The organism is Paenibacillus thalictri (assembly GCF_004307995.1).
Classification (GTDB): Bacteria; Bacillota; Bacilli; order Paenibacillales; family NBRC-103111; genus Paenibacillus_AF; species Paenibacillus_AF thalictri.
Genome location: NZ_SIRE01000006.1, coordinates 266,802 through 291,062, shown reverse-complemented (window position 1 = coordinate 291,062; position 24,261 = coordinate 266,802). Strand labels below are relative to the sequence as shown.

The following is a 24,261-nucleotide window of genomic DNA, read 5'->3' as shown; positions in this document are numbered from 1 at the left end:
CAAGTCACCCCCTGACATTTTTTTATAAACAAACTACAGCTTCAGCTTGCGGTATTCGAGCGGGGCCAGCTTCGTCTGCTTTTTAAACACACGTCCGAAATGGGCGATATTCTCAAAGCCGACCTGCTGGGCGACCTCGATAATCTTATCGTTGGTTTCCCGGAGCAGCTTCTGAGCTTCCTTAATCCGCGTGAAGTTCAAATATTCGATAAACGAAAAGCTCGTAATGTCTTTAAACGCGCGGCTCAAATAATAGGGACTTATAAAAAACTGCTCCGACAATGTAGTCAGCGTCATCTGCTCGGCGTAATGCCGGTTGATATGCTGCACGATGTCGGATATTTTTTTGTGCAGCGGGCTGGCGTGCTCAAACGGCGCGGTTTCGTGTTTCTCCAAATAACGGGCGGAGAAGAGCAGCAGCTCCACGAGCAAATGTTTGGTATACATGTGAAATCCCCGCGACTGCTCCTTAAGTTCTTTCTCCAGCTTGCCGAAAATGGCCTGTACCGCAATTTGATCCTGAAGTTTCAAGCTGATGACGCTGCTGTTATGGTGGAACGGCGTAAACAAAAACGGATCGTGCAAATAATGATCGGGACCGATGAACTGGTCGCTGAAATTAATGACAATCCGCTCATGAAGCGGGTCGCCGGTACCGGATGTTTTGTGCACGTCGTTTTTATTAATAAACACCAGATCTCCGGCGGATATGGCATAGGAACGGTCCTTGATAAAATACATTCGGTGCCCGGAAAACAAATAATAGATTTCATAATTGCTGTGAAAATGGTTATTTCGTTCGAAAGGTTCGGTCCGTTTGATATGATCGATATAAAATTCGTCGTCTTCGGCGCCATAACTGAACGAAGTTGTGTCTTTCATGAGAGCACCCCCACCTTATTGTAGCAAATTGTTGTCACCGTAACAGCAAAATATGCATGGTTTCTTCTATATTCAGCAAAAATAGCAGAGAACCTGATATATGTTTGCGATATGATGGTGGCATGTAGTGATTACAATGCGTTTAAGGAGGCTTATTTTTAAAAATGAGCAAATACGAATCGATTGTACAGGCTATTCAATCAGGCAGCGTAAGCGCATCCGCAGGGGGCGAAGTTAAAGTATACCCGCAATCGCTTGACGAAGCGGGCGGCACCAAGCTGCTCATGATTAAAGACGGATATACAAAGCTGCTGCTTGCCGTAGGCGCAGGCGACTTGTTCAACGAACTTCAAGGGGAAGCGGAGGATGGCTACAAAGTATGCCCGCTGACGCATGCCAACCGGCTTGTTTTGAATAAATATTTTGACTATACGGCGCCGCGCGCATTCGGTACACAAATCGCCACGATTGGACTCGGCGACCGCTTGGGCGTAGCTTCTCCGGGACACATTCGCACGGTGAATGGCAAAAACGTCCGTCCGATTTTGGCTCAGCAAAGCATCCGCGAGTTGAACCTGACGGGACGCAATTATAAAGAAGTGGTGGACGCGGCGGCATATGCCGTATTCCAAGAAGGCTACAAAGACGGCTGGGGCGCCGACGGCGACCACTTGAAAGTGGAATCCGACATTCAGATGTCGCTGGATCTGGGATTCACGATGCTGACGCTCGACTGCTCGGAGAAAATCGACAATACCGTGGACGGTTCGTCCGCTGAAGCCAAAGCGGATAAATACGCCCAGCTTCCTGAAGCGGTGCGCAGCCACTACGAAAACCGTTACCTCGATAAAACGTTTGAGGCGGCCGGCACGACATTTACGTTCGACAAGGCCACGCTCATCGATAATGTGCTGATTTACGGCGCTGCGATCGACTTTATGGAGCATGTATACGTCACTTACATTAAACCTGCGCCGCGCGCTGTCGATTTTGAAATCTCCATTGACGAGACGGCAACACCGACCGCTCCAGAATCCCATTTCTTCGTAGCCAAAGAGCTGTACAGCAGAGGCCTGGAGATTTACAGTATGGCGCCAAGATTTTGCGGCGAGTTCCAAAAAGGCATCGATTACATCGGCGATATCGCGCAATTCGAAGCGGAACTCAAAATCCACGCCGGCCTTGCCGACGATTTCGGCTACAAGCTGAGCATCCATTCGGGCAGCGACAAGTTCAGCGTGTTCCAACTGATCGGCGAATACACCAAAGGCCGTTTCCATGTCAAAACAGCCGGCACAAACTGGCTGGAAGCCGTTCGCACGGTTGCCAAAGTCAACCCGTCCTTATACCGCCGTATGCATCAATACGCGATGGATCATTATGTGGAAGCGACGGCTTATTATCATGTCAACGGCACACCGGACAAAGTGAAGCCGCTGGACCAAGTGTCCGACGCCGATCTGCCAAGTTACATGGATGAAGAGAATGCGCGCCAGGTTGTCCATATCACCTACGGTATTCTGCTGCAGGCCAAAGACGCTGCAGGAAACTCGCTGTTCAAGGATGAATTCTTCAAGACGCTGAGCGATCAGGAAGACGCCTACGCCGATTCGCTGATTGCACACATCGGCAAACATTTGCAGCTGCTTGGCAAATAAGGAGAATGCAGGAGTCTGTAGGGCGAAATAAGGTGACTATTTATTCATTTGATATTCAATTCCGGAAAAGAGATGGCATTCCACCGCCAATGAAAACCGTATTTTCTGAATTTATTTTTGCGGATAAAACACGGTTTTCAAAGCGGACGTAAACTTTACATGCCATTCCCTTTACCTCCATTCATCAAATGAATAAATATCCACACCAACCAAGCGCCCTACAGACTCTGGCGCAAAAAATAATTTTTTGGGGAAAGCCATCGGTTTTCCCTTTCCTTGTAGTATAATGTTAACGTGAACAATTAAAAAAATTAAAAGGTGGATGCTGCAATGGCCAAAAAGTTTTTGGATGAAAATTTTCTGCTTAACAACAAAACGGCGGAAACGTTGTATCACGATTACGCAAAGGCGATGCCAATCATCGACTATCACTGTCATTTAAGCCCGCAAGAAATTTACGAGAATAAGACGTTCAAAAATTTGACCGAAGCTTGGCTGTACGGCGACCATTACAAGTGGAGATTGATGAGAGCCAACGGCGCGGAAGAGAAATACGTGACCGGCGGCGAAGGCGCTACCGATTACGACCGTTTCCTCGCTTGGGCGAAAACGGTGCCGCAAACGATCGGCAACCCGCTGTACCATTGGTCCCATCTGGAACTGCAGCGCTTTTTTGGCGTGTACGATCTGATTAACGAGAAAAACGCTCCGGCGATCTGGGAGAAAGTTAACGCTCAACTGACAAGCCCGGGTTATGGCGCCCGAGATTTGATCACCAAATCCAATGTTACCGTTGTGTGCACAACGGACGATCCGATCGATTCGCTGGAATATCATATTAAGCTAAAGGAAGACACTTCGTTTGACGTGAAGGTGCTCCCGGCTTGGCGTCCGGATAAAGGGCTTGAAATCAGCAGAGCTACGTTTGTGCCGTGGGTGAACAAGCTGTCGGAAGCCGCAGGCCAAGCGATCGACAACTATGACCAGTACTTGTCCGCGCTGGACAACAGACTGCGGTTTTTCCATTCGGTGGACTGCCGTGTATCCGACCATGCGCTTGATTATGTCGCGTATGCGGACACAACTAAAGAAGAGGCTGCTGCGGTTTTTGCCAAAGGGCTGAACGGAGAGTCCATTTCGCTTGAAGAAGAGAAGCAGTTCAAAACCTACACGCTCATTTATATGTGCAAAATTTACGCCGAGCTTGGCTGGGTTATGCAATTCCACATCAACGCAGCCCGCAACAACAACAGCCGGATGTTCGCCAAGCTCGGTCCGGATACCGGTTATGACGCGATCAACGACAGCCCTGTCGTTTACGGCTTGGCCCGCTTGCTCGACTCGCTGGAGAAAGAAGACGCGCTCGCCAAGACGATTTTGTATTCGCTGAACCCGAACGACAACATCTTGCTTGCGGTATTGATGGGCAACTTCCAAGGCGGGGGGGTTCCGGGGAAAATCCAATTCGGCTCCGCATGGTGGTTTAACGATACGAAAGACGGCATGCTCGACCAAATGAAGATTTTGGCCAATACGGGCCTGCTCAGCCGTTTTGTGGGCATGCTGACGGACTCCAGAAGTTTCTTGTCTTATACGCGTCATGAATATTTCCGCAGACTGCTGTGCAACCTGCTTGGCGAATGGGTGGAGAACGGCGAAGCTCCTGACGACATGGAACTGCTCGGCAACATCGTGCAAAATATTAGCTACAATAACGCCAAACAATATTTCGATTTCGGACTGTAAGTCGGCAATAAAAATGGCCGGTCCGCCAATAAGAGGGACCGGCCTTCTATTTAATTACATTAATTAATAAAGAAATCACAGATGGAATCGATCGCTTCCTTCTCATCCGAACCTTTGGTCACAATGGTGATGTGTGTTCCTTCTTCAATGGGCATCAGCAGCATGCCAAGCAAACTTTTGACATCGACTTCGACTTGATGCGAATTCTCCTGATCGTACCTAATCGTTACGTTCGAACTGAACTTGCTTGCGTGCCGGGATAATTCCTGCAGGTCCAGCGAATTCAAATGTTTCGGAACCGTTATGTCGTGAACTCTCATTATGGTTATTCCTCCGCCCTTGCTATCCGCATTCATGTAATCGCTTTATATTAGTATATTATAGCAGATTTGAAAAGAGGATCGATATAGTTAACCGTCTTATCGGTAAAAGACATAAGAAAAAGTCATTGACTGATGAACAGGTCTGTGATTACCTTAAGGTATCTTGAGTAGAGAAGAGAGTGATGGTTGTGGCACCCCGTTTTTGTATGGAATGCGGTCATCCACTGGAGCTGCGTGAGATTGGCGGAGAGGAGAGACATGCTTGTACGGCATGCAGTTTCGTGCACTGGGGCAATTACAGTATCGGCGTAGGCGCATTGGTGCTGCGTGAGGAAAAAGTACTGCTCGTCCGCAGGGCGATTCAGCCCGGCAAGGGCAACTGGACGAATCCGGGCGGATACATCGAGCAGCATGAGCCGATCGAAAAGACGATCGTTCGCGAGGTCATGGAAGAGACCGGAGTGACGGCAACCGTTCGGGGGATTGTGGCGCTGCGCGACCAGCCGCGGGACATTCACAACGTATATGTCGCATTTGCGATGGATTATGTGGATGGCGAGCCTGTTCCCGATGGCGTTGAAGTGGATGCGGCAGGTTTTTTCAGTTTGGAGGAAATGAAGCAAATGCAGGTGGCGGGCTTTACGCAGTGGCTTGTCGATATTGCCATTCATGGCGATATGCAAGGACTGCTTCCGGATAAGGAGCCTAATGCTCCGTTCCAAGGCTCCGGTTTTTCCAACCTGAGGAGATGAGCCAACATGACCATCACACAGCCCATTAAACGGGTGCTTCTTATGAATGCGGCTTCAATGATTATTTTTAACTATATTGGCATTTTTGTAAATTTGTACATATGGGAGCAGGGCAAGAGAATCATGGATGTCACATGGTTCAATCTTGTCCTGTTTGTTGTGTGGAGTTTGGCGTTTGCGCTTGGGGCCAGGCTGTTGTCGGTGTTTACGACGCGTTTTCTGATTCGTACGGTCGCGATCAGCGGCTGCTTAACGTTTCTTCTGCTTTCGTTCTTGCATTTGGACAGCAGGATGTTATGGATCGCGATCATTGCTGTGCCGGTTGGGCTGATGTGGGGATTTTACGCGTCCACGCAAAATATTACGCTTTGCATTTTCGGCAAAGGCAAAGATTTTGAAGGTTATTTTTCCGTAGCGACCATTATCGGTCAGGTTGTGTCCATCGTTAATCCCGTTGCCTTCGCTTTTGTCATTAAGTGGATCGGTTATTCAGGCTCATTTCTGCTGATGTTTGTGTTTGTCATCGGCCTGCTTATCGTATCGTTTACGATACCGCCGATTACATTGGCCAAGGAACCGGAACCGCTGTTTAACCAAAAAATGAAGTTCTCGCACGTGTTCTCCTACCCGGGGCTGCGCTGGATGGTGCCGTCCTGCCTTTCGGCCGGAGTGTTTTTGCAGTTTCAGGGGTTGTTTGCCATTATCTTTACGTTTTCCGTATCCGGGGATAAGCTTGTTATCGCGCTGCTGAACGTGCTGTATGCGCTCTCGTCGATCGGGAGCATGATCTTGTACCGCAAGCTGCAGCAAGTGCGCAGCGGCGTCTGGCTTGCCGTCGGGATGACGGCGATTTGCGGCGGATTTTTGTTTGCGCTGCTGCAATACCCGCTGTTCCTGGTTGTGTCCAACATTTTGACGACCATCGGGTTGTTTTATTTCGGCACAGTCTGGAATACCGGACAATTCCGCGTCATGAGCAAACATACGGCGATGGAGCAGACCCGCATCCTGCTGTGGCGGGAATGGTTTCTGAACATTCCCAGAATTGTTGTGCTCATTTTGGCCATGTTTGTTGAGGATTTCCACACCTTTCCGTTTTATGCCCTGATGGGATTTGCCATTCTATGCGCTTTAGCCGTCCCGCTGTTTTCGGCAAGAAATGTCGATGCACCCGAGAAAATGACGGAAAGCGCTTGAACCTAAGTTACCTGGAGTTAAGCTAGGCACCTCATTTTCAGTCATGTTCAAACCGTCTGCAGACGATTATACTGAATTACGGGTTCAGCTTGCGAGATTCGGCATTCTGCGCAAAGCTTAAGAGGAGGCGTTCAATTATTATGGTATACGAAGCAAATGCTCAGCGTTACGGCTCAATGAAATACAACCGGTGCGGCCGTTCGGGTTTGCTGCTGCCGGCGATTTCGCTTGGCTTGTGGCATAATTTCGGAGGGGTGGACACTTACGAGAACGGCAGGGCGATGGTGTTAAAATCATTTGACCTTGGCATCACGCATTTTGATTTGGCGAATAATTACGGACCGCCGCCAGGGTCGGCCGAGGAAATGTTCGGACGTATGCTGAAAACCGACCTTGCTCCTTATCGGGATGAACTGGTCATCTCCAGCAAAGCGGGTTACAGAATGTGGCCTGGTCCTTACGGCGAATGGGGCTCCAAAAAATATATTACGGCCAGCCTTGATCAAAGCTTGAAGCGAATGGGATTGGAGTATGTGGACATCTTTTATTCCCATCGTCCGGATCCAAATACGCCGCTGGAGGAAACGATGGCCGCTTTGGACCTGATCGTACGCCAAGGCAAAGCTTTGTACGTTGGCATATCCAGCTACAGCGCAGAGCAGACCGCTCAAGCGGCAGCGATATTGCAAAGGCTCGGAACGCCTGCGCTGATCCATCAGCCATCTTATTCGATGCTGAACCGTTGGATCGAAGACGGTTTGCAGGATGTGCTCGATGAGAACGGCATCGGCAGCATTGCTTTTTGCCCGCTGGCGCAAGGATTGTTGACCAATAAGTATGTAAAAGGCATTCCGACGGACTCGCGTGCCGCCAGCACAACCGGCTCGTTGAAGGAAAAAGACGTGACTCCGGAGAAAATAGACAAAATCATCCGTTTGAACCATATTGCTGCAGAACGCGGCCAATCGCTTGCGCAAATGGCGCTGGCATGGGTGCTGCGCGGCGGTCGTGTCACTTCGGCGCTGATTGGCGCAAGCCGCGTCAGCCAGGTCGAGGAGAACGTCGCCGCCCTGAACCGGCTCGATTTCTCAAACGAAGAGCTGACCGCGATCGAATCCGTGCTGCGGGGCTAACGAATTGAAAAACTCTCCGACCGGAGAGTTTTTTCAGCCGCATATTGTTCACGTGAAACTTCTTGCCCGGTAAGGCTTCTTCTTGTGCTACAATGAGATGGCGGCGGCGATGTTGCCGCTCCAGTCAACCAACAAAAGAGAGGTACGCTTATATGTATATAGCGCTCAGCAAGCTGAACAAGAAGCTGGAAAAAGTAATGCCTGTGCTCACACCGATCGGCGTTGTGTTAGGAGTGCTGTTGGCGACCTGGCTGAAGCCGTACGCCTTTTTGGTGCCGTGGATTTTTGCGGGAATGACGTTTGCCGGCAGCCTTGGCTCCAGCTTCAAAGATTTGGCTCGCGTTATTCTTCATCCTTATCCGCTACTTGTCTGCCTGACGGTGCTTCACGTGGTGATGCCGATCGTTGCGCTCACCGCCGGAAACATCATTTTTCCCGGCGATGCGTACACCATTACGGGAGTTCTGCTTGCTTTTACGATTCCGACCGGCGTTATCAGTCTGATGTGGGTGTCGATCTATAAAGGCAATGTGGCGTTAACGATATCGCTCATATTGATCGATACGTTCCTGTCGCCGTTCCTCGTTCCTTATACGCTTCATTTGCTGGTTGGGGCGGAAGTGGTGTTCAATACCTTCGATTTAATGAAGGGGTTGTTCTGGATGGTGGTATTGCCTTCGATAGCCGGGATGGTGCTTAATAAGTGGAGCGGCGGTACGGCCAAAGAAAAGCTGGGTGCGCCGCTGGCGCCTTTTTCCAAACTTGCGCTTGGTGTTGTTGTTGCGATCAACAGCTCGGTAGTTGCTCCATATTTAAAGCAGTTTGACCGTAAACTTCTCGTTATTTTCATCGCCGTTTTATGTATGGCCGCTTCCGCATACGCCATTGGCTGGTTGGTTGCGAGGCTGATGAAATGGGACCGCGGGATTATCGTCGCCCTTACGTTTAATAGCGGCATGCGCAACATCAGTGCGGGAGCTGTGCTGGCAACGACGTATTTTCCCGCTCCGGTGGCGATGCCCGTCATTATCGGCATGTTGTTCCAGCAAATATTAGCTTCGTTTTACGCCTTTTTGCTGCGTTCCAGGTACGGCAGCGGCAGTGACGCTCAGGCGGCCAAACCTGCGGCTGCAGGCGAACGGAACATCACGGCGTAATGCCGTCGTAATCCAGTCAACACGCGAAAAGCCCCCGCAAGGCCTCAAAGAAGGCCACACGGGGGCTTGTTTTCTGTTATACGTGATCCTGATAACCGGGCGTTGCCAGTGCTTTAACGACCGCAGCTTCGGCTTTTGTTTTTAAATCCGCAGCTTGTTCATCTGAGATCGTTTCGTTATTGACCGCACTTTGGATGTTTTGGGTGGCGTAATCAAGCAATTGGCTTTTGAGGAAGGAGTCGCTTTTCCCGGCGGATTGAGCGATATCGTCCAAACTTTTCCCGTCTTTCAGAGCGTCCTCCACATCGATATACTCCATGTTCAAATAAATCGTCGACAAAGCTACGATTTTGTCCAGACCCAGATCGACCGACTGGGCTGGATCAACGACCGGTGCCTGGGGGACGGAGGGAACCGGGTCCTGGTAGCCGGCCTGATTGATGGCGCTGCTGATCCGTTGCCGCACCTCGCTGATTAATTGCGCGGATTGATCGCCGCTCAGAAGCCCGTTGTTTATTGCGTTGTCAATCCCTTGCAAGGATATGGATATTATCGAACTCTCAAAATCTTGTTGATTGCTCTCCGAATATTGGGCAATCTCCATCAGGCTTTTGCCGGAAGCCAGCAAATCTTTCAAATCCGCGTAGTCCATGTCGAGAATCGTGGCGCTGTTGTCGACAATATGATCGAGGTCCAGCTGAATTCCGGCCTGGTTGGCTGCATCGATCGGGTCCTGGGTGCTTGCTTGCGAAGCGGCTGCGGAAACTGCGGCGTCTTCTGCAAATGCTTTGGGGATCAATGCGCCCGACCAAGCCCCGCCAAATAAGAATGCAGCGGTTACGGTCGTGATGAAAAATTTGTTTGATTGGGTCATGATTCTCTCCACCTTTCCCGAATAAAGGGTTAACTGCTCTTTTCGTTCCTTATCGTATTGCACAGTTATGAAGAGAACGTGACGGTAAACTTAGGCCAGCATAAAAAGCAGCTTAAATTGAGCTTAATGCCTAATCTTTTTCTCCTTCGCAAATCTTAACAAAAACGTCATAATTATATGATATGATGAAAACAATAGCTGACGGAATAATTTGTCAGATGTACATAGGCGGTCGGAGGGATTTTTACATGTTCAAGCAAAAATGGATGATTGCCGGATTAGCCGGCGTTTTGTTATTAGCCGGCGCTGGTATCGCAACTGCAGCGAACACGGCCACAACGGCCAATACGGGGACCGGAGCGGCTCACGTCAAAAAAACACTCACCCCTGAGGAAAAGGCGGCAAAGCTGAAAGCGGAAGCGGAAAAGCTGGGCATCAGCACGGCGGGGAAATCCGATAAACAGCTGGAAAGCGAAGTGCTTGCCAAACGCAAAGTGCTGGCCGAACAAAAAAAGCAAGAAGTTATGAAGCAGCTGCAGGCAGAAGCAGCCAAGCTGGGCATCGATACCAACGGCAAGTCGGCCAAGGAGTTGTCTGCGGCAATTCATGAGAAACGCAAAGCGGTCATCGCCCAGAAGAAAACCGAGCAGCTTCAGAAGCTGCAGGCGCAGGCGGCAAACCTGGGTATTGACACTGCCGGCAAAACAAGCAAGCAGCTGAGTCAGGAGATCCACGCAAAACAGAAAAAACATAAGAACTAACCGGATGGTTGGCGGCGGCGCGTATTTGACTTCGCCGGGGAACTATTTTATAGTGGGGCTAGGAGCCGGTTTCGTGCAATCGGCTCAGCCGATTACGGCGAAGAGGAGTCCCGCATATGAAAAAACTTCTGTCCGGTTCCGTCCGGTTTTACCGGAAGTTCATATCGCCGCTGAAGCCGCCGACCTGCCGTTTTTATCCGACCTGTTCGGCTTATGCGCTTGAGGCTTTGGAGCTTCACGGCGCGACTAAAGGTTCGTGGCTTGCTGTGAAACGTATTTGCAAATGCCATCCGTTTCATCCCGGAGGTTTCGATCCGGTGCCTCGTGCGGGGAATGGACAAGCTGAGGATGCGCATCCAGGCCCAAAAGCAGCCCGTTAACTTGACAATCGTTTGCAATCTAGCTATATTGCTAGTTATAAACATTTTTTCCCATGAACGGATGAGTACCTTGCAATAACCTATAACAGAGAGCCGGGACAGGTGAAAGCCGGTATAGGGGAGACAGGGGAATATGGTCCGGGAGGAAGCCGCCGCGAGCCGGATGCTTTGATCACATGAGCATCGATGGTTAGCCGCAGCCGCGTTCCAGCGTTAACGGAAAGTCGCAAGACTGAACAAGAGCCTCTGCCGGCGCAAGCCGCATTGGAAATTGGGTGGTACCGCGGAGCTGCCAGCTTCCGTCCCAAAGGGATGGGGCTTTTTTGCATTTTCAGCCAAAATGAAGAAAGGGTGTCGATTTCGTATGTCCAATGAAAAAACGTTTTATATCACTACACCGATTTATTACCCGAGCGATAAGCTGCACATCGGCCATGCATATTCCACGGTGGCCGGAGATGTGACCGCCCGCTACAAGCGCTTGCGCGGCTTCGATGTCATGTATTTGACCGGTACCGACGAGCATGGGCAAAAAATTGAGCGCAAAGCGCAAGAGAAAGGCAAATCGCCACAGCAATTCGTCGACGATATTGTCAGCGGCATCAAGGAGCTGTGGAACAAACTCGATATTTCCTATGACGACTTTATCCGCACAACCGAAGACCGCCACAAGCGGGTCGTCGAAAGCATTTTTAAGCAGTTGATGGACCAAGGCGATATTTATTTGGGCGAATATAAAGGCTGGTATTGTACGCCATGCGAGTCGTTTTTCCTGGAAAGCAAGCTGGTGGATGGCAAATGTCCCGATTGCGGCCGGCCGGTCGAATGGCTGACGGAGGAAATTTATTACTTCCGGATGAGCCAGTATGCCGACCGTTTGCTGCAGTATTACGAGGAAAACCCGGGTTTTATCCAGCCGGAATCACGTAAAAACGAAATGATCAACAACTTCATTAAGCCGGGTTTGGAGGATTTGGCGGTTTCCCGGACGACGTTTGACTGGGGCGTCAAAGTTCCCGGCAATCCCAAACATGTCATTTACGTCTGGATCGATGCGTTGTCCAACTACATTACCGCGCTTGGTTATGGAAGCGACGACGACAGCAAATTCAAGAAATATTGGCCTGCCGACGTGCACCTGATGTCCAAAGAGATCGTCCGCTTCCATACGATTTATTGGCCGATTATGCTGATGGCGCTTGGGCTGCCGCTGCCGAAGAAAGTGTTTGCCCACGGCTGGTTGCTGATGAAGGACGGTAAAATGTCCAAATCCAAGGGCAACGTAGTGGATCCGCTGACGCTGATCGACCGCTACGGACTGGACGCGCTGCGTTATTATTTAATGAGGGAAGTGCCGTTTGGCTCGGATGGCACGTTTACGCCGGAAAGCTTTGTGGAGCGGGTGAATTTCGACTTGGCCAACGACCTCGGCAATTTGCTCAGCAGAACCGTGGTCATGATCGACAAATATTTCAACGGCGTCATTCCGCGTTATATTCCGGACGCAACGGAGTTTGACCGCGTTCTGATCGAAACGATTCAGTCTTCCGTCGCGCAAGCGGAGGCAGCTATGGATCAGATGGAGTTCTCCACAGCACTTGCGGCGATTTGGCAGGGAATTAGCCGCACCAATAAATACATCGACGAAACGCAGCCATGGGCAATGGTTAAAGACGAGTCCAAGCGGGATACTTTAGGTTCGGTTATGTATTGTTTGGCCGAAAGCCTGCGTATTGCCGCGGTTGCGCTGCAGCCGTTCATGACCGGAACGCCGGGGAAAATATGGCAGCAGTTGGGCATAACGTCCGAACAGCTTAGCGAATTGGCTTCATGGGACAGCATCCGTACATTCGGGCAGCTGCCTTCCGGCATTCGTGTACAGAAGGGCGAGAACCTGTTCCCGCGGCTTGATGTGGAGAAAGAAGTGGCTTATATCGTCAGCGAAATGGGCGGCGGACAGCCGGCCGCTGCCGAACCGGCGAAACCGGCTGCAGAAAAAGCTGCGGCCGCTCCGGCTGCCGATCCGAAGGAAGAAATCGCTATCGACGATTTTGCCAAGGTGGAATTGCGTGTTGCGCAAGTCATTTCCGCCGAACGGATAGAGAAGGCAGATAAGCTGCTGAAGCTGCAGCTGGACCTGGGAACGGAGCAACGTCAAGTTGTATCCGGCATTGCCAAATATTATACGCCCGAGCAAATGGTTGGACGCAAAGTGATCCTGGTTGCCAACCTGAAACCGGTCAAACTGCGCGGCGAGCTGTCCCAAGGCATGATTTTGGCAGCTTCTCATGGAGATCAATTAACTTTAGCAACGGTTGCTGATGACATCCCGGTAGGATCAGTGGTAAAATAGATATTGTTAACGTGAACAATAATCGATTTTCCATTCATGGGAGGCCTTTAGAACATGGTGCAAAAAAGTGACGGTATGAACTATGCCCCGCAGGGCAAGCCGAATCCGGTCGTATCGCAAGGAGAGTTTGCTTTCGCCGCTGTAGCTCTCGATCATGGGCATATTTACGGCATGTGCAACGGCTTGGTTGAAGCCGGAGCCGATCTTGTCAAGGTGTACGATCCGGATCCCGAGAAAGTCGCGGCATTTGTGGCGAAGTTTCCGCAAGCTCAAGCTGCCGCCTCGCTGGACGAAATCTTAAACGATCCATCCATCAAGCTGGTCGCAGCCGCAGCCGTTCCAAGCGAACGGGGGCCGCTTGGCGTTCAGGTGATGAAGGCGGGCAAGGACTACTTTACCGACAAGACGCCGTTTACCAAGCTGGAGCAGCTCGAGGAAGCCCGTGCTGTCGTAAATGAGACGGGACGCAAGTACATGGTGTATTACAGCGAAAGACTTCACGTGGAAAGCGCGGTATTCGCGGGTCAGCTCATCCAGGACGGAGCGATCGGCAGGGTCGTGCAAGTAATCGGAACCGGACCGCACCGTTTAAACGCGCCTTCCCGCCCGGAATGGTTTTTCCAGCATGATAAATACGGCGGTATCCTTTGCGATATCGGGAGCCACCAGATCGAACAATTTTTGTTCTTCACGGGAGCCAAAGACGCAAAGGTAACTTCCAGCCGAATCGCCAATTACAACAACAAAGATTATCCGGAGCTTGAGGACTTTGGCGACGCATCGCTAACCGCGGACAACGGCGCGACCAGCTATTTCCGTGTCGACTGGCTGACGCCAAAAGGCCTAGGCACATGGGGAGACGGCAGGACGATTATTTTGGGTACGGACGGTTATATCGAGCTGCGCAAATATATCGATGTTGCCCGGGATCCGAAAGGCGACCAGCTGTACCTCGTTAACCACGAAGGCGAGAAGCATTATACCCTCGGTGGACAAGTCGGCTTCCCGTTCTTTGGCCAGCTGATTCTCGATTGCATCAACCGTACTGAAAATGCAATGACTCAAGAGCATGCGTTTAAAGCGGCTGAGCTTTGTCTGATCGCCCAGCAGCAAGCGGTTCGCGTCGAGTAACATAACATCTCACCATAACCGGCAGGAAAGAAGCGTTCTGACACTGGAGACAGCGTTGGGACGCTTTTTTGTGCATGAAAAAGCGGAGAAATCGCCTTGACAACCGGACAGCAGCCCTTTATAATTCCAATGTACAATTAATAAAAAAAATTACGATTAAGAGTTAACCAAAGGAGTGCTAGTATGATTCGAAAACCGGTCCTAATTCTTCTTATATTGCTGCTGACGGGGGCTTTGACATTAACGGCTTGCGGGGCGCCAAAGCAAGGAATCGTAGCGGGCAAGGTGAATGTCATTGTCAGCTTTTATCCTTTATATGACTTTACGCAAAAAATCGGCGGCGATCACGTCAATGTGATGAATTTGGTGCCTGCCGGTGTGGAACCGCACGATTGGTCACCGAAAAGCAGAGATATGAAAAATTTGACCCAAGCGGACCTGTTTGTATATCTTGGAGCTGGTTTTGAAGGTTGGGTTAACGATTTCTTGGGCAGCTTGAAGCCGGATGCGAAGGTGAAGCCGGTAGAAACAAGCAAAGGCCTGAATTTGATCCGCGCGGCGGAAGAAGATCATGAGCATGGCCATAAGGACGATGCGCATGAAGGCGAATGGGATCCCCATGCATGGTTAAGTCCCGTTAACGCGCAAAAGATGGCGCTTGTCATTAAAGATGCGCTGGTGAAGGCCGATCCGGCGAATCAGGCCGATTACGAGAAAAATTATGCCGCATATGCCGAGCAGCTTGCCAAGCTGCATGAAGAATACAAGCAGGCGCTTGCGCCGCTGCCAAAAAAAGAAATCGTCGTATCGCACAGTGCATTCGGGTATTTGTGCAAAGAATACGGATTAACGCAGCGGGCGATTATGGGACTTTCTCCGGATGCGGAGCCGACGTCCAAAGATATTCAGCAAATTAATGCATTCATTAAAGAACACGGCGTTAAATATATATTTTTTGAGGAGCTTGTATCCGATAAGCTGGCCAAAACGCTGGCCAAAGATGCGGGAATCGAGACGCTTGTGCTTAATCCGCTGGAAGGTTTAAACGAAGATCAGCTGAAATCCGGTGAAGATTATGTGTCAGTTATGAAAACCAATTTGAAATATTTAATAAAAGCGCTACAATAGGAATATATTTTTGAGAAAAGGGCCGGGAGCGATATATGAACGGTAAAAATGCAGGCTGTCATCAGAGCGTCGTCTCCATCGATGGCGTCTTTTTTTTCTACGAGCAAAAAAAAGTCATAGACGACTTATGTTTTGACATTTTGGAGCGGGATTTTGTGGGGCTTGTCGGCTCCAACGGGGCCGGCAAAACGACCCTGCTGCGAATGATGGTCGGCCTGTTGAAGCCGTCCCAAGGACAGATCAAGTTGTTTGGAGAGCCGGTCGGCGGATTCCGCGACTGGGACCTCGTCGGTTATGTGCCGCAAAAAAATTCGCTCAACCCGTTGTTTCCCGCAACCGTGAAGGAAGTTGTCTTATCCGGGTTGTACGGGAAGAAGAAAATGTTCCGCAGATTGACCAAAGCCGACTATCAGAAATGCGAAGACGCGATGCGTTCGATGAGCATCGAGGATTTAGCCGACCGGCGGATCGGACAGCTGTCGGGCGGGCAGCAGCAGCGCGTATTTTTGGCGCGGGCGCTGATCAATAACCCGCGGCTGCTCATATTGGATGAGCCGACGGTGGGCATCGATGCGAGAACGCAAGCAGATTTTTTTCAGCTGATACGTCATATGCACCAGCATCATCATATTACGTTTGTTATGGTCACCCATGATTTGGACATGCTCCAAAGCTATTTAGGGAATGAGCCTGTACAAGCGTGCGGCGGCTTGAAATTTTTCGTCAAGCATACACATGAGCCAGAGGATTGTCTGGAGACAAATCTGACTCATTCGCTGCAGCTGTAAGGAGAGAGCGGATTGGATATTTTTCAGGAGTACTTTTTTCAACGGGCGCTGCTGGGCGGGGCGCTGATCGGTTTAACCGCGCCGCTAATGGGCGTATTTCTTGTGCTGCGCAGACTTTCGATGATTGGCGACACGCTGGCTCACGTATCGATTGCGGGGGTAGCTCTTGGCTTTCTGCTGGGTGTATATCCGGTTGCCGTCGGTCTGCTGTTTGCGCTGCTTGCTTCGTTTGCCATTGAAAGGCTTCGCAAAGCCTACCGCACTTACGCGGAGTTATCCATAGCCATCATCATGTCGGGGGGAGTAGCCCTGGCGACACTGCTTTTCACGTTTGGCAAAGGATTTAATATGAACGTGATGAGTTATTTCTTCGGCAGCGTGTATACGCTGGATTCTACCGATTTGTGGGTCGTAGCGGGCGTCGCTTGTCTTGTGTTAGTTGTCGTGCTGACCAATTTCAAAGAGATGTTCCTGCTTTTTTTCGATGAAGACGCCGCAGGCGTAAGCGGGCTGCCGCTGCGCGGCTACAACATTTTGATTACGATGCTGACGGCTCTGGTCATCAGCGTATCGATTAAAATCGTTGGCGCGCTCCTTGTTTCTTCGCTGCTTACAATTCCGGTCGCCTGCAGCCTTATCGTATCCAGAAGCTTCAAAAATACGGTGGTTCTTGCCGTTATTTTCTCGGAGCTATGCGTGCTCGGCGGCTTGATCGCCGCAGGCGTATGGAACTGGGCTCCCGGCGCGACGGTTGTGCTGCTGTTGATCGCTGTGCTGATTTGTACGCTTGTCGGCAAATGGGCGCTCAGACGCTGACGTTTACGTGAATGCTTACGTAGTGAACTTTGCTTACAGCAAAGTTCTTAGGAGGGCCTAACCAGTGGAACACATGAACATATGGATTGCTTTATGGGCAGGGGTGGCGTCGTTTATTTCGCCATGCTGCCTGCCTTTGTACCCTTCTTATTTATCTTACATAACGGGAATTTCCGTCAGTCAACTGAAAGAAGGCAACAGCAGCCAAGTACGGGTGCGGACGATCACGCACACGTTATGTTTTATCGCCGGGTTCTCGATTATTTTTTATAGTCTTGGCTGGGGTGCGGGGCTGCTGGCGAATTTATTCATCGACTATAAAGATTTGATCAGACAGATTGCCGCTATATTGATCTTGGTCATGGGGTTGTTCCTGCTGGGCATCTTCCAGCCGCAATGGCTGCTGAAAGAACGCAAGCTGCAGTGGAAGCTGCGCCCCGCGGGTTATGTCGGCTCCGTGCTGATCGGCATGGGTTTTGCAGCCGGCTGGTCGCCTTGCGTAGGCCCTATTTTATCGGCGATTTTGGCGCTGGCGACGACGGAGCCGGGTTCTTGGTTTAAACTGATCACGGCGTATTCGTTAGGTTTTGCCATTCCGTTTTTTGTGCTGGCTTTTTTCATCGGCTCCACCAAATGGATTTTGCGTTATTCCTCCAGGCTGATGAAAATCGGGGGAGTGCTGATGATTATTGTGGCAATCCTGCTGTACACGGACCGTATGACACGAATCACCATTTGGCTCAATCAAATCACTCCCGATTGGCTGAAGTTTTAAAAGCAGCTATAACGAATCTGTTAGCGTGTCAGGTGAAGTAGTCGATCGTTGCATTCGGGAAGTTTTCGAAGATCCGTTCCGTAATGAATTCGCGAAGCGCGTCCGCCTGATCGTCGGGGTACACGTATTTGCCTTGTCCCCACCGGCCCCACTTGTACTTGCGTTTTGTTTCGTCCAGCTCCAGCTTTGTTTTCGGATAACGCTGCTCGATTACCCGTTTGGCCGTTTTCGTGAACCTGTGCTGGATCAGCTCAAATGTCAGATCGGACGTCGCTTCCTCGGGAACGGCGTCTTTTAATTTGCGCAGCAGCTCGGCATAGCCGTTCTCCCAGCCTTCGTGCCAGATGATAGGGGCAATGATGAAACCAAGCGGATAACCGCTGCGGGCTACCTTTCCGGCGGCCTCAATGCGTTCAGCGAAGCTGGATGTGGACGGCTCGAAGTTTTTGATCACATAATCGGCATTGACACTAAAGCGAAACCGCGTATGTTTGTTGTGCTTTGCGTCAAGCAGCGGTTCGACATGATGGAACTTGGTCACAAACCGCAGCCTGCCCAGCGGCTGTTTGCCCATAAATTCAATCAGATCTTTCAGCGAACCGCCGATATGCTCCAAGCCGACGGGGTCGGAGGTGCAAGCCGCTTCGAAACGGGTAATTTCCGGCGCACGTTCCACGATATACTTCTCGGCCGCATGCAAAATATCGTCCATGTTGACGTAAATCCGAATATAAGGTTTGGCGCCCAGCGTAGTCTGCAGGTAACAATAATGGCAGTGGCCCATACAGCCTGTGGCGATCGGAATGGCGTATTCCGCGGAGGGCTTGGACTGATCGAAAGTCAGCGTTTTGCGCAGCCCGACCACCAGCGTTCGTTTGGCAATTTTATATTTCTCCAAGTCGCTGTCGCCGGGGAGATTCATAATCCGGTTGTGAGAAGGGGTAATATGCACCGGCAACCCTTGTTGTTTGGCCCATTCCCATATTCTTTGCCCTTTCGGGTAATCCAGCGCTTGCGGCTCAAAATATACAAGTTCAGGAACAAAAATCGGCGTGGAACGCACCTTGGGTTGAAGCTCGACAGTCACATGAGCACCTCGATCCTTGGATATTATTTTTGAATTATGGTAAAATAGGTTTTCGTACGCGTTTGATTATTTTTTGATACGGTCATCGGTGTTACTCTTGGGAAAATCTAGGAGCGCGGTTACTTGCGTTTTTAAGCAAAAACAAGTTATCATTACATATGTGTAGTGTGCCAAAAGATCAGGGGGAACAAGAATGGCAACGCCCAGCATGGAGGATTATCTCGAAAAAATATACAAGCTCATCGACGAGAAAGGATACGCCCGCGTATCCGACATCGCGGAAGGACTTGAGGTCCATCCTTCTTCCGTTACGAAGATGATTCAGAAGCTGGACAAGGACAAATATCTCGTTTACGAGAAATACCGCGGTCTTGTGCTTACTTCCAAAGGGAAAAAGATGGGCAAGCGGCTTGTCGACCGTCACCAGCTGCTTGAGGAATTTCTTGTGCTGATCGGTGTTTCGGACGACACCGTATACAAGGATGTGGAAGGTATTGAGCATCACTTAAGCTGGGATTCCATCACATGTATCGAAACGTTGATCGAATATTTTCGGCGCGATCCTTCGCGGGCGACCGAATTGCACAAGCTTAAAGCGGAACTTGACGCCGAATAATTCGATAAGAAAAATAGAAGCTGCCGGACATGCCGGCAGCTTTTCGTCGTTCTAGGACAATTTTCGCCGCGCATACATACAACTAGAATCTGTGTGCGAAGAGGTGGCGGCGAAGATGAAGGTAAATGCCGTATTTGAAGGCGGGGGAGTGAAAGGGATTGCACTGGCGGGGGCCGTGTCGGCGGCGGAAAAGCAAGGAATCGAGTTTCATCAGGTCGCCGGCACCTCATCCGGGTCGATTATCGCCTCTTTGATCGCGGCGGGATATTCGGGAGAGGAAACAAGGAAGCTGGTGGAGCAAACGCCTTTTTCCTCTTTTCTGAAGCGGTCGTGGATATTTGAAAGGCCGAAAATTATCGGTCCGGCGGCGCGATTGTTTATCAAGAAAGGGCTTTATTCGGGAGAAGCGCTTGAATATTGGATATACCAGCTGCTGGAGCAGAAAGGGATCCGCACCTTCGGCGATTTAAAGCCAAACCAGCTGCGTATTATCGCATCGGACATCACGTTGGGCCGGCTGCTGGTGCTTCCCGACGATATCGCCAATTATGGCATTGATCCGCAAAAATTTCTTGTAGCCAGAGCGATCCGGATGAGCACAAGCATCCCTTATTTTTTCGACCCTGTCATTATTCGCAAGCCGGTCTCGATGCGTAAAAAAAACGAAACGTTCCAAAGCATGTCCATCTATATCGTTGACGGCGCGCTGCTCAGCAACTTTCCGCTGTGGCTGTTCGACAAGCAATATGAAAATAACATGGAGAAAATGATTCCAACCCTCGGCTTCCAACTGGTCGGGAAAACGCAGGCAATGCCCAATGAAATATACGGGCCGCTCAGCATGTTTCGGGCGATGTTCTCGACGATGCTAGAAGCCCACGATGAAAGATATATCGAAGAGCATAACCGGTTCAGAACGATCAAAATCCCTACGCTTGGCGTGCGTGCGACCCAGTTTGAAATAACCCCGGAAGAAAGCGGCAAGTTGTATCAATCCGGCTACACCTCGGCTGAAGTGTTCTTTAATAAATGGAAGCTGTCCGATTACGAAAATAACTTCAAGCAGTACATGTCCCGCAAAAAATAATTGCCAACAAAAAAACAGCGGGTTTCTCCGCTGTTTCGCTGTTTTCATCAGTGGTATTTCGGCATATCGTCATCGTCCGGTTTGTTGCCGTTGATAACTTTGAACGGAACTTGCTTGCGTTTCTCCTTGGCTTTCGCATAACGCGGCGTCGGTTTCTGCTGGCGCCGCCATCTGCTGGGAGGGAACTTGTAAAGGAAAAATACGATGCCGAATACGGCGACCGGAATAATCATGCCGGCCGGATCCGAGACGAACCGCGAAAGGATGCCGATCGCGATTAACGCCAAAATAATATAAGCGAAAACGGGCAACCGTCTGTACATGTGCGTCCCCCTTTACTTGTTTCTCAAATCGGCTTCTCTCATCCGATTAAAAGAAGCGATCGAAACTTCCACCATGTCATCGCTCGGCTGTTTTGTGGTCAGTTTTTGCAGCCACAGCCCGGGATATCCTAAATAACGCAATACCGGCACTTCCCGCAAATTATTCGTAAACCGCAGCACTTCATAGGATACGCCGATCACAACAGGCAGCAGCACGATACGCTGTACAATTCGCTCTACAAACGAATCATATGTGAAGAAGGAGTATAAAATGACGCCGACGAGCACGGTAAAAACGATAAAGCTGCTGCCGCAGCGGTAATGGAGCGTGCTGAATTTCTGCACGTTCTCGACGGTCAAGTCGACGCCGGCTTCATAAGCGCTAATGACTTTGTGTTCGGCGCCATGGTATTGAAACAGCCGCTTAATCATCGGGGTGAGAGAGATGAAATAAATGTAGCCGATCAGCAGGATGATTTTGATCAAGCCTTCAAGCAAATTGTGTCCGATCTGATTTTTAAACATGCCGCTAAAAATTAACTGCTCGATCGCCGGCGGAACCAGCGTAAAAACAAACTTGCCAAACAAGAAAGATATTACGCCGATAACGGCTACGCCCAAAATCATCGTCAGCGAAAAACCGGATTCTTTCTTTTCTTCTTTCTTCGTGTCGTCTTCTCCTTCGGCAAACGTTTCGGCCGAAAAGTTGAGGTGCTGCGCCCCTTTGGCACTGGCCTCGACAATGCCGACAATGCCGCGGATAAAGGGGATCTTTTTCAAAGCCTGAACCCAAGGAATTTCAGTTTTCGGCACTTCCAAATATTCGATCGATTCGTCTTTCCGGCGTACCGCCGTAACATGAACCGTTTGGCCTGCGAACATCACACCTTCAATAACGGCCTGTCCTCCATAAATAGCGGGTTGATTTTGCGACAACTTCTTCACCTTCTCCTAACTGGTTGTATGGGCTATGGCCCTTGTCTCTTTTGAAAAATGGCCTCAATAAGATGAAGCTTATTTTATTTTAACGAATTCGGGATGCAAATGCTACCGTTTATTGAATCCGGTTTTGCATATACTATACATATCCCAGCTTTACACCTTAATAACGAAAGGATGCTTTCACACCATGAAAACCCAGAAGGAGACGGTGAAGCCGACAAATAAGTGGTGGTTTGCTATTTATATCGGTTTCTATGCCGGGTTAATATGGGGAGCGCTGAAAATTGTCGAGCATTATTTTCAATTTACCGAGCTGACTCCCGGATTCCTGATCGAACCCTTTTTCAAGCATGCATTTTTGCTTACATGGCAAGGTTTGCTGGTCGGATGGCTGTTTTTTATTATATTTTCAATCATAGCGTCTTTGATTTATGCCGTGGCGATGGCGAAAGCCAAAGGTCCTTGGCCGGGAGCGGTTTACGGGATCGCTTGGTGGGCGCTGCTTTATTTGATCCTGGGTCCGGCTTCGGGTATGATGAGCTCAATTGGGCGGATTGAGTGGAATACGCTGATCACCGACGGCTGTTTGTTTGTGCTGTGGGGGCTGTTTATCGGTTATTCCATCACGTTGGAATTCACGGATGAGCGTGTTCGCGAACCCGGCAAAAAAGGCATTAGGTCGAGGCCGGTTCGGTAAGGATGCCATGCACTATCCCGATATTTGTAACAAATACGCTTAACAAATAGGGGAAGGTTATGGTAAAATGGCTACGGTGTAAATCTTGCTGTCGCAGCCGGAGGAAGTTATGAAACGCATTTTGGTATTAAACGGCCCGAATTTGAACTTTTTGGGCATCCGGGAACCGGGAGTATACGGTACAGTTACGCTTGATGTCATCGAGCAAAATATCAGGCGGCTTGCAGAAGAATTGTCCGTCAGCGTCGAGTTTTTTCAATCGAACCATGAAGGCGCGCTGATTGACCGGATTCAACAAGCCTATGGTACGACGGACGGCATACTGATTAACCCAGGTGCATTTACTCATTACAGCTACGCGTTGCGCGATGCCTTCGGTGGAATCCATATTCCTACCGTCGAGGTGCACTTGTCTAATATACATAAGCGCGAGGCGTTCCGTCATGTGTCCGTCATCGCTCCTGTAGCGGTCGGGCAAATCGCGGGCTTCGGCGCAATGAGCTATGAATTGGGATTGCGTGCCTTGGTAAACTATTTACAAGATCAAGCGGGGTGAGCCGAATGCAGCAACCAAGAATTGCGAAATTAAGAGCGCTTATGCAAGCTCGTGAACTGGAAGCGCTGCTTGTAACGAACAGTTTTAACCGTCAATATATGACCGGCTTTACAGGTTCGGCAGGATATGTGCTGATTACGCAAAACCGTGCCTTGCTGCTGACGGATTTCCGCTATATGACCCAAGCGCCTCAGCAAGCCGTTCACTACGAAGTGGTGGAGCACACGGCCAAACCAATGGATACGGTCAGAGAACTGCTTGCGGGTTTTGGCATCGCCAAGCTTGGATTCGAGCAGCGCGACGTGACCTACGGCAGCTATTTGAGCATCAAGGACCAATTAAGCGGTGTTGAGCTTGTTGCAACCGACGGGCTTATTGAACAGCTGCGCATCGTTAAAGACGAGCATGAGATTGCGGTTATCCAGGAAGCGGCCGATCTGGCCGACCGGACCTTCTCCCATATTCAGTCTTTTATTAAGTCCGGCGTCTCCGAGGTGGAGCTTGCCGCAGAGCTGGAGATGTTCATGCGGCGCGGCGGCGCAACCGCTCCTTCCTTCGAAACGATTGTCGCATCGGGCGAACGTTCTGCGCTGCCGCATGGCAAAGCCAGCGAGCGTATCCTGCAAAACAACGAATTTGTCAAGTTTGATTTTGGCGCCTACTACAAAGGTTACTGTTCCGACATTACGCGGACGGTCGTATTAGGCAAACCTACCGACAAACATAAAGAAATTTACGGCATCGTGCGTGAAGCGCAGGCTTTTGCTCTGGAGCACATCAAGCCGGGCATGAAGGGTACCGAAGCGCATGAGCTTGCCCGGGGCATTATCGCTAAATACGGGTATGCCGATTATTTCGGCCATGGCTTAGGGCACGGCTTAGGGTTGGAAATTCATGAGGAGCCACGGTTATCCAAAACGGGCGATACGGTGCTGGAACCCGGCATGGTCGTTACAGTGGAGCCGGGCATTTATTTGCCGGGTTTTGGCGGGGTACGGATTGAAGACGACATCGTCATTACCGAAACCGGCATTCGTATTTTGACGCACTCAAGCAAAGACTTGATTGTGATAGATTAATTCATTTTGTTATAGTTGCC

Annotated in this window: 25 protein-coding genes; 19 read left to right on the top strand and 6 right to left on the bottom strand. The window is 50.2% G+C overall.

What is annotated here, in order from left to right; genetic code table 11:
• Nucleotides 1-33 precede the first annotated feature (33 nt).
• Nucleotides 34-882, bottom strand: a complete 849-nt coding sequence (locus EYB31_RS10100; RefSeq protein WP_131013175.1) for a helix-turn-helix transcriptional regulator — start codon at nt 880-882, stop codon at nt 34-36.
• A gap of 164 nt (nt 883-1,046) precedes the next feature.
• Between EYB31_RS10100 and EYB31_RS10095 the strand changes: the two genes are divergently transcribed.
• On the top strand, nt 1,047-2,540 hold the full coding sequence (locus EYB31_RS10095) for a tagaturonate epimerase family protein (RefSeq protein ID WP_131013174.1): 1,494 nt from the start codon (nt 1,047-1,049) through the stop codon (nt 2,538-2,540).
• A 330-nt stretch (nt 2,541-2,870) separates the two neighbouring features.
• Entirely contained in the window at nt 2,871-4,286 is a 1,416-nt protein-coding gene (gene uxaC / locus EYB31_RS10090; protein ID WP_131013173.1) for a glucuronate isomerase, read from the top strand.
• Between the two features lie 59 nt (nt 4,287-4,345).
• Here uxaC and EYB31_RS10085 read toward each other — a convergent pair whose 3' ends face one another.
• Nucleotides 4,346-4,606, bottom strand: a complete 261-nt coding sequence (locus EYB31_RS10085) for an HPr family phosphocarrier protein (RefSeq protein ID WP_131013172.1) — start codon at nt 4,604-4,606, stop codon at nt 4,346-4,348.
• Between the two features lie 209 nt (nt 4,607-4,815).
• On the opposite strand from EYB31_RS10085, the gene EYB31_RS10080 reads away from it, so the two are divergent.
• The 4 genes from EYB31_RS10080 to EYB31_RS10065 all read left to right on the top strand — a co-directional run bounded on the left by EYB31_RS10080 (nt 4,816) and on the right by EYB31_RS10065 (nt 8,848).
• Nucleotides 4,816-5,361, top strand: a complete 546-nt coding sequence (locus tag EYB31_RS10080; RefSeq protein WP_240762262.1) for an NUDIX hydrolase — start codon at nt 4,816-4,818, stop codon at nt 5,359-5,361.
• Nucleotides 5,362-5,367: 6 nt separating this feature from the next.
• Nucleotides 5,368-6,558: an MFS transporter gene (locus tag EYB31_RS10075; RefSeq protein WP_131013170.1), complete on the top strand. Its 1,191-nt coding sequence runs from the start codon at nt 5,368-5,370 to the stop codon at nt 6,556-6,558.
• Between the two features lie 140 nt (nt 6,559-6,698).
• The gene (gene mgrA, locus EYB31_RS10070) at nt 6,699-7,691 is read left to right on the top strand and encodes an L-glyceraldehyde 3-phosphate reductase (RefSeq protein ID WP_131013169.1); all 993 of its coding nucleotides are present in this window, start codon (nt 6,699-6,701) and stop codon (nt 7,689-7,691) included.
• 152 nt (nt 7,692-7,843) lie between these two features.
• Nucleotides 7,844-8,848, top strand: a complete 1,005-nt coding sequence (locus EYB31_RS10065; RefSeq protein WP_131013168.1) for a bile acid:sodium symporter family protein — start codon at nt 7,844-7,846, stop codon at nt 8,846-8,848.
• Nucleotides 8,849-8,924: 76 nt separating this feature from the next.
• Here EYB31_RS10065 and EYB31_RS10060 read toward each other — a convergent pair whose 3' ends face one another.
• A complete protein-coding gene (locus tag EYB31_RS10060; protein ID WP_131013167.1) occupies nt 8,925-9,722 on the bottom strand; it encodes a hypothetical protein in 798 nt (265 codons plus the stop codon).
• A 248-nt stretch (nt 9,723-9,970) separates the two neighbouring features.
• Here EYB31_RS10060 and EYB31_RS10055 point away from each other — a divergent pair, with 248 nt between their 5' ends.
• The 8 genes from EYB31_RS10055 (at nt 9,971) to EYB31_RS10020 (ending at nt 17,854) form a co-directional block, all read left to right on the top strand.
• The gene (locus EYB31_RS10055) at nt 9,971-10,483 is read left to right on the top strand and encodes a hypothetical protein (RefSeq protein WP_131013166.1); all 513 of its coding nucleotides are present in this window, start codon (nt 9,971-9,973) and stop codon (nt 10,481-10,483) included.
• 116 nt (nt 10,484-10,599) lie between these two features.
• Entirely contained in the window at nt 10,600-10,863 is a 264-nt protein-coding gene (gene yidD / locus EYB31_RS10050) for a membrane protein insertion efficiency factor YidD (RefSeq protein ID WP_131013165.1), read from the top strand.
• Between the two features lie 364 nt (nt 10,864-11,227).
• Complete coding sequence (metG, locus tag EYB31_RS10045) at nt 11,228-13,216, top strand: methionine--tRNA ligase (RefSeq protein ID WP_131013164.1); 1,989 nt, start codon at nt 11,228-11,230, stop codon at nt 13,214-13,216.
• A gap of 57 nt (nt 13,217-13,273) precedes the next feature.
• On the top strand, nt 13,274-14,347 hold the full coding sequence (locus EYB31_RS10040; protein ID WP_131013273.1) for a Gfo/Idh/MocA family protein: 1,074 nt from the start codon (nt 13,274-13,276) through the stop codon (nt 14,345-14,347).
• A 183-nt stretch (nt 14,348-14,530) separates the two neighbouring features.
• Complete coding sequence (locus EYB31_RS10035; protein ID WP_131013163.1) at nt 14,531-15,475, top strand: metal ABC transporter substrate-binding protein; 945 nt, start codon at nt 14,531-14,533, stop codon at nt 15,473-15,475.
• Nucleotides 15,476-15,510: 35 nt separating this feature from the next.
• Complete coding sequence (locus EYB31_RS10030; RefSeq protein ID WP_131013162.1) at nt 15,511-16,263, top strand: metal ABC transporter ATP-binding protein; 753 nt, start codon at nt 15,511-15,513, stop codon at nt 16,261-16,263.
• Between the two features lie 12 nt (nt 16,264-16,275).
• Complete coding sequence (locus EYB31_RS10025) at nt 16,276-17,079, top strand: metal ABC transporter permease (RefSeq protein WP_131013161.1); 804 nt, start codon at nt 16,276-16,278, stop codon at nt 17,077-17,079.
• Nucleotides 17,080-17,152: 73 nt separating this feature from the next.
• Complete coding sequence (locus EYB31_RS10020; protein WP_420819431.1) at nt 17,153-17,854, top strand: cytochrome c biogenesis CcdA family protein; 702 nt, start codon at nt 17,153-17,155, stop codon at nt 17,852-17,854.
• 28 nt (nt 17,855-17,882) lie between these two features.
• Here EYB31_RS10020 and splB read toward each other — a convergent pair whose 3' ends face one another.
• Nucleotides 17,883-18,941 carry a spore photoproduct lyase gene (gene splB, locus EYB31_RS10015; protein ID WP_131013159.1) on the bottom strand — a complete coding sequence of 353 codons (1,059 nt, stop codon included), beginning with the start codon at nt 18,939-18,941 and terminating at the stop codon, nt 17,883-17,885.
• A gap of 193 nt (nt 18,942-19,134) precedes the next feature.
• Between splB and mntR the strand changes: the two genes are divergently transcribed.
• Together mntR and EYB31_RS10005 are read left to right on the top strand one after the other, a co-directional pair.
• The gene (mntR, locus tag EYB31_RS10010) at nt 19,135-19,557 is read left to right on the top strand and encodes a transcriptional regulator MntR (RefSeq protein WP_131013158.1); all 423 of its coding nucleotides are present in this window, start codon (nt 19,135-19,137) and stop codon (nt 19,555-19,557) included.
• A gap of 115 nt (nt 19,558-19,672) precedes the next feature.
• Nucleotides 19,673-20,644: a patatin-like phospholipase family protein gene (locus tag EYB31_RS10005; RefSeq protein WP_131013157.1), complete on the top strand. Its 972-nt coding sequence runs from the start codon at nt 19,673-19,675 to the stop codon at nt 20,642-20,644.
• A gap of 47 nt (nt 20,645-20,691) precedes the next feature.
• On the opposite strand, the gene EYB31_RS10000 is transcribed toward EYB31_RS10005, so the two are convergent.
• Both EYB31_RS10000 and EYB31_RS09995 read right to left on the bottom strand, forming a co-directional pair.
• Nucleotides 20,692-20,967 (bottom strand): hypothetical protein, encoded by a 276-nt coding sequence (locus EYB31_RS10000; protein WP_131013156.1) that lies wholly within the window; start codon nt 20,965-20,967, stop codon nt 20,692-20,694.
• A 12-nt stretch (nt 20,968-20,979) separates the two neighbouring features.
• On the bottom strand, nt 20,980-21,849 hold the full coding sequence (locus tag EYB31_RS09995) for a DUF1385 domain-containing protein (RefSeq protein WP_131013272.1): 870 nt from the start codon (nt 21,847-21,849) through the stop codon (nt 20,980-20,982).
• Nucleotides 21,850-22,096: 247 nt separating this feature from the next.
• On the opposite strand from EYB31_RS09995, the gene EYB31_RS09990 reads away from it, so the two are divergent.
• The 3 genes from EYB31_RS09990 to EYB31_RS09980 all read left to right on the top strand — a co-directional run bounded on the left by EYB31_RS09990 (nt 22,097) and on the right by EYB31_RS09980 (nt 24,241).
• On the top strand, nt 22,097-22,606 hold the full coding sequence (locus EYB31_RS09990) for a YqhR family membrane protein (protein ID WP_131013155.1): 510 nt from the start codon (nt 22,097-22,099) through the stop codon (nt 22,604-22,606).
• A 109-nt stretch (nt 22,607-22,715) separates the two neighbouring features.
• Nucleotides 22,716-23,162 carry a type II 3-dehydroquinate dehydratase gene (aroQ, locus tag EYB31_RS09985; protein ID WP_131013154.1) on the top strand — a complete coding sequence of 149 codons (447 nt, stop codon included), beginning with the start codon at nt 22,716-22,718 and terminating at the stop codon, nt 23,160-23,162.
• 5 nt (nt 23,163-23,167) lie between these two features.
• Nucleotides 23,168-24,241 (top strand): M24 family metallopeptidase, encoded by a 1,074-nt coding sequence (locus EYB31_RS09980; RefSeq protein ID WP_131013153.1) that lies wholly within the window; start codon nt 23,168-23,170, stop codon nt 24,239-24,241.
• The last annotated feature ends 20 nt before the right edge of the window (nt 24,242-24,261 follow it).

Excerpts from the sequence above, each read along its gene's own strand:
- EYB31_RS10005 (WP_131013157.1), top strand. The coding sequence starts at position 19,673 with ATGAAGGTAAATGCCGTATTTGAAGGCGGGGGAGTGAAAGGGATTGCA.
- mntR (WP_131013158.1), top strand. The coding sequence starts at position 19,135 with ATGGCAACGCCCAGCATGGAGGATTATCTCGAAAAAATATACAAGCTC.
- yidD (WP_131013165.1), top strand. The coding sequence starts at position 10,600 with ATGAAAAAACTTCTGTCCGGTTCCGTCCGGTTTTACCGGAAGTTCATA.
- EYB31_RS10095 (WP_131013174.1), top strand. The coding sequence starts at position 1,047 with ATGAGCAAATACGAATCGATTGTACAGGCTATTCAATCAGGCAGCGTA.
- EYB31_RS10065 (WP_131013168.1), top strand. The coding sequence starts at position 7,844 with ATGTATATAGCGCTCAGCAAGCTGAACAAGAAGCTGGAAAAAGTAATG.
- EYB31_RS10100 (WP_131013175.1), bottom strand. The coding sequence starts at position 882 with ATGAAAGACACAACTTCGTTCAGTTATGGCGCCGAAGACGACGAATTT.
- EYB31_RS10020 (WP_420819431.1), top strand. The coding sequence starts at position 17,153 with ATGAACATATGGATTGCTTTATGGGCAGGGGTGGCGTCGTTTATTTCG.
- EYB31_RS09990 (WP_131013155.1), top strand. The coding sequence starts at position 22,097 with ATGAAAACCCAGAAGGAGACGGTGAAGCCGACAAATAAGTGGTGGTTT.
- uxaC (WP_131013173.1), top strand. The coding sequence starts at position 2,871 with ATGGCCAAAAAGTTTTTGGATGAAAATTTTCTGCTTAACAACAAAACG.
- mgrA (WP_131013169.1), top strand. The coding sequence starts at position 6,699 with ATGGTATACGAAGCAAATGCTCAGCGTTACGGCTCAATGAAATACAAC.
- EYB31_RS09980 (WP_131013153.1), top strand. The coding sequence starts at position 23,168 with ATGCAGCAACCAAGAATTGCGAAATTAAGAGCGCTTATGCAAGCTCGT.
- EYB31_RS10080 (WP_240762262.1), top strand. The coding sequence starts at position 4,816 with ATGGAATGCGGTCATCCACTGGAGCTGCGTGAGATTGGCGGAGAGGAG.
- EYB31_RS10030 (WP_131013162.1), top strand. The coding sequence starts at position 15,511 with ATGAACGGTAAAAATGCAGGCTGTCATCAGAGCGTCGTCTCCATCGAT.
- EYB31_RS10055 (WP_131013166.1), top strand. The coding sequence starts at position 9,971 with ATGTTCAAGCAAAAATGGATGATTGCCGGATTAGCCGGCGTTTTGTTA.
- EYB31_RS10000 (WP_131013156.1), bottom strand. The coding sequence starts at position 20,967 with ATGTACAGACGGTTGCCCGTTTTCGCTTATATTATTTTGGCGTTAATC.
- EYB31_RS10075 (WP_131013170.1), top strand. The coding sequence starts at position 5,368 with ATGACCATCACACAGCCCATTAAACGGGTGCTTCTTATGAATGCGGCT.
- EYB31_RS10060 (WP_131013167.1), bottom strand. The coding sequence starts at position 9,722 with ATGACCCAATCAAACAAATTTTTCATCACGACCGTAACCGCTGCATTC.
- EYB31_RS09995 (WP_131013272.1), bottom strand. The coding sequence starts at position 21,849 with ATGTTCGCAGGCCAAACGGTTCATGTTACGGCGGTACGCCGGAAAGAC.
- aroQ (WP_131013154.1), top strand. The coding sequence starts at position 22,716 with ATGAAACGCATTTTGGTATTAAACGGCCCGAATTTGAACTTTTTGGGC.
- EYB31_RS10085 (WP_131013172.1), bottom strand. The coding sequence starts at position 4,606 with ATGAGAGTTCACGACATAACGGTTCCGAAACATTTGAATTCGCTGGAC.
- metG (WP_131013164.1), top strand. The coding sequence starts at position 11,228 with ATGTCCAATGAAAAAACGTTTTATATCACTACACCGATTTATTACCCG.
- EYB31_RS10035 (WP_131013163.1), top strand. The coding sequence starts at position 14,531 with ATGATTCGAAAACCGGTCCTAATTCTTCTTATATTGCTGCTGACGGGG.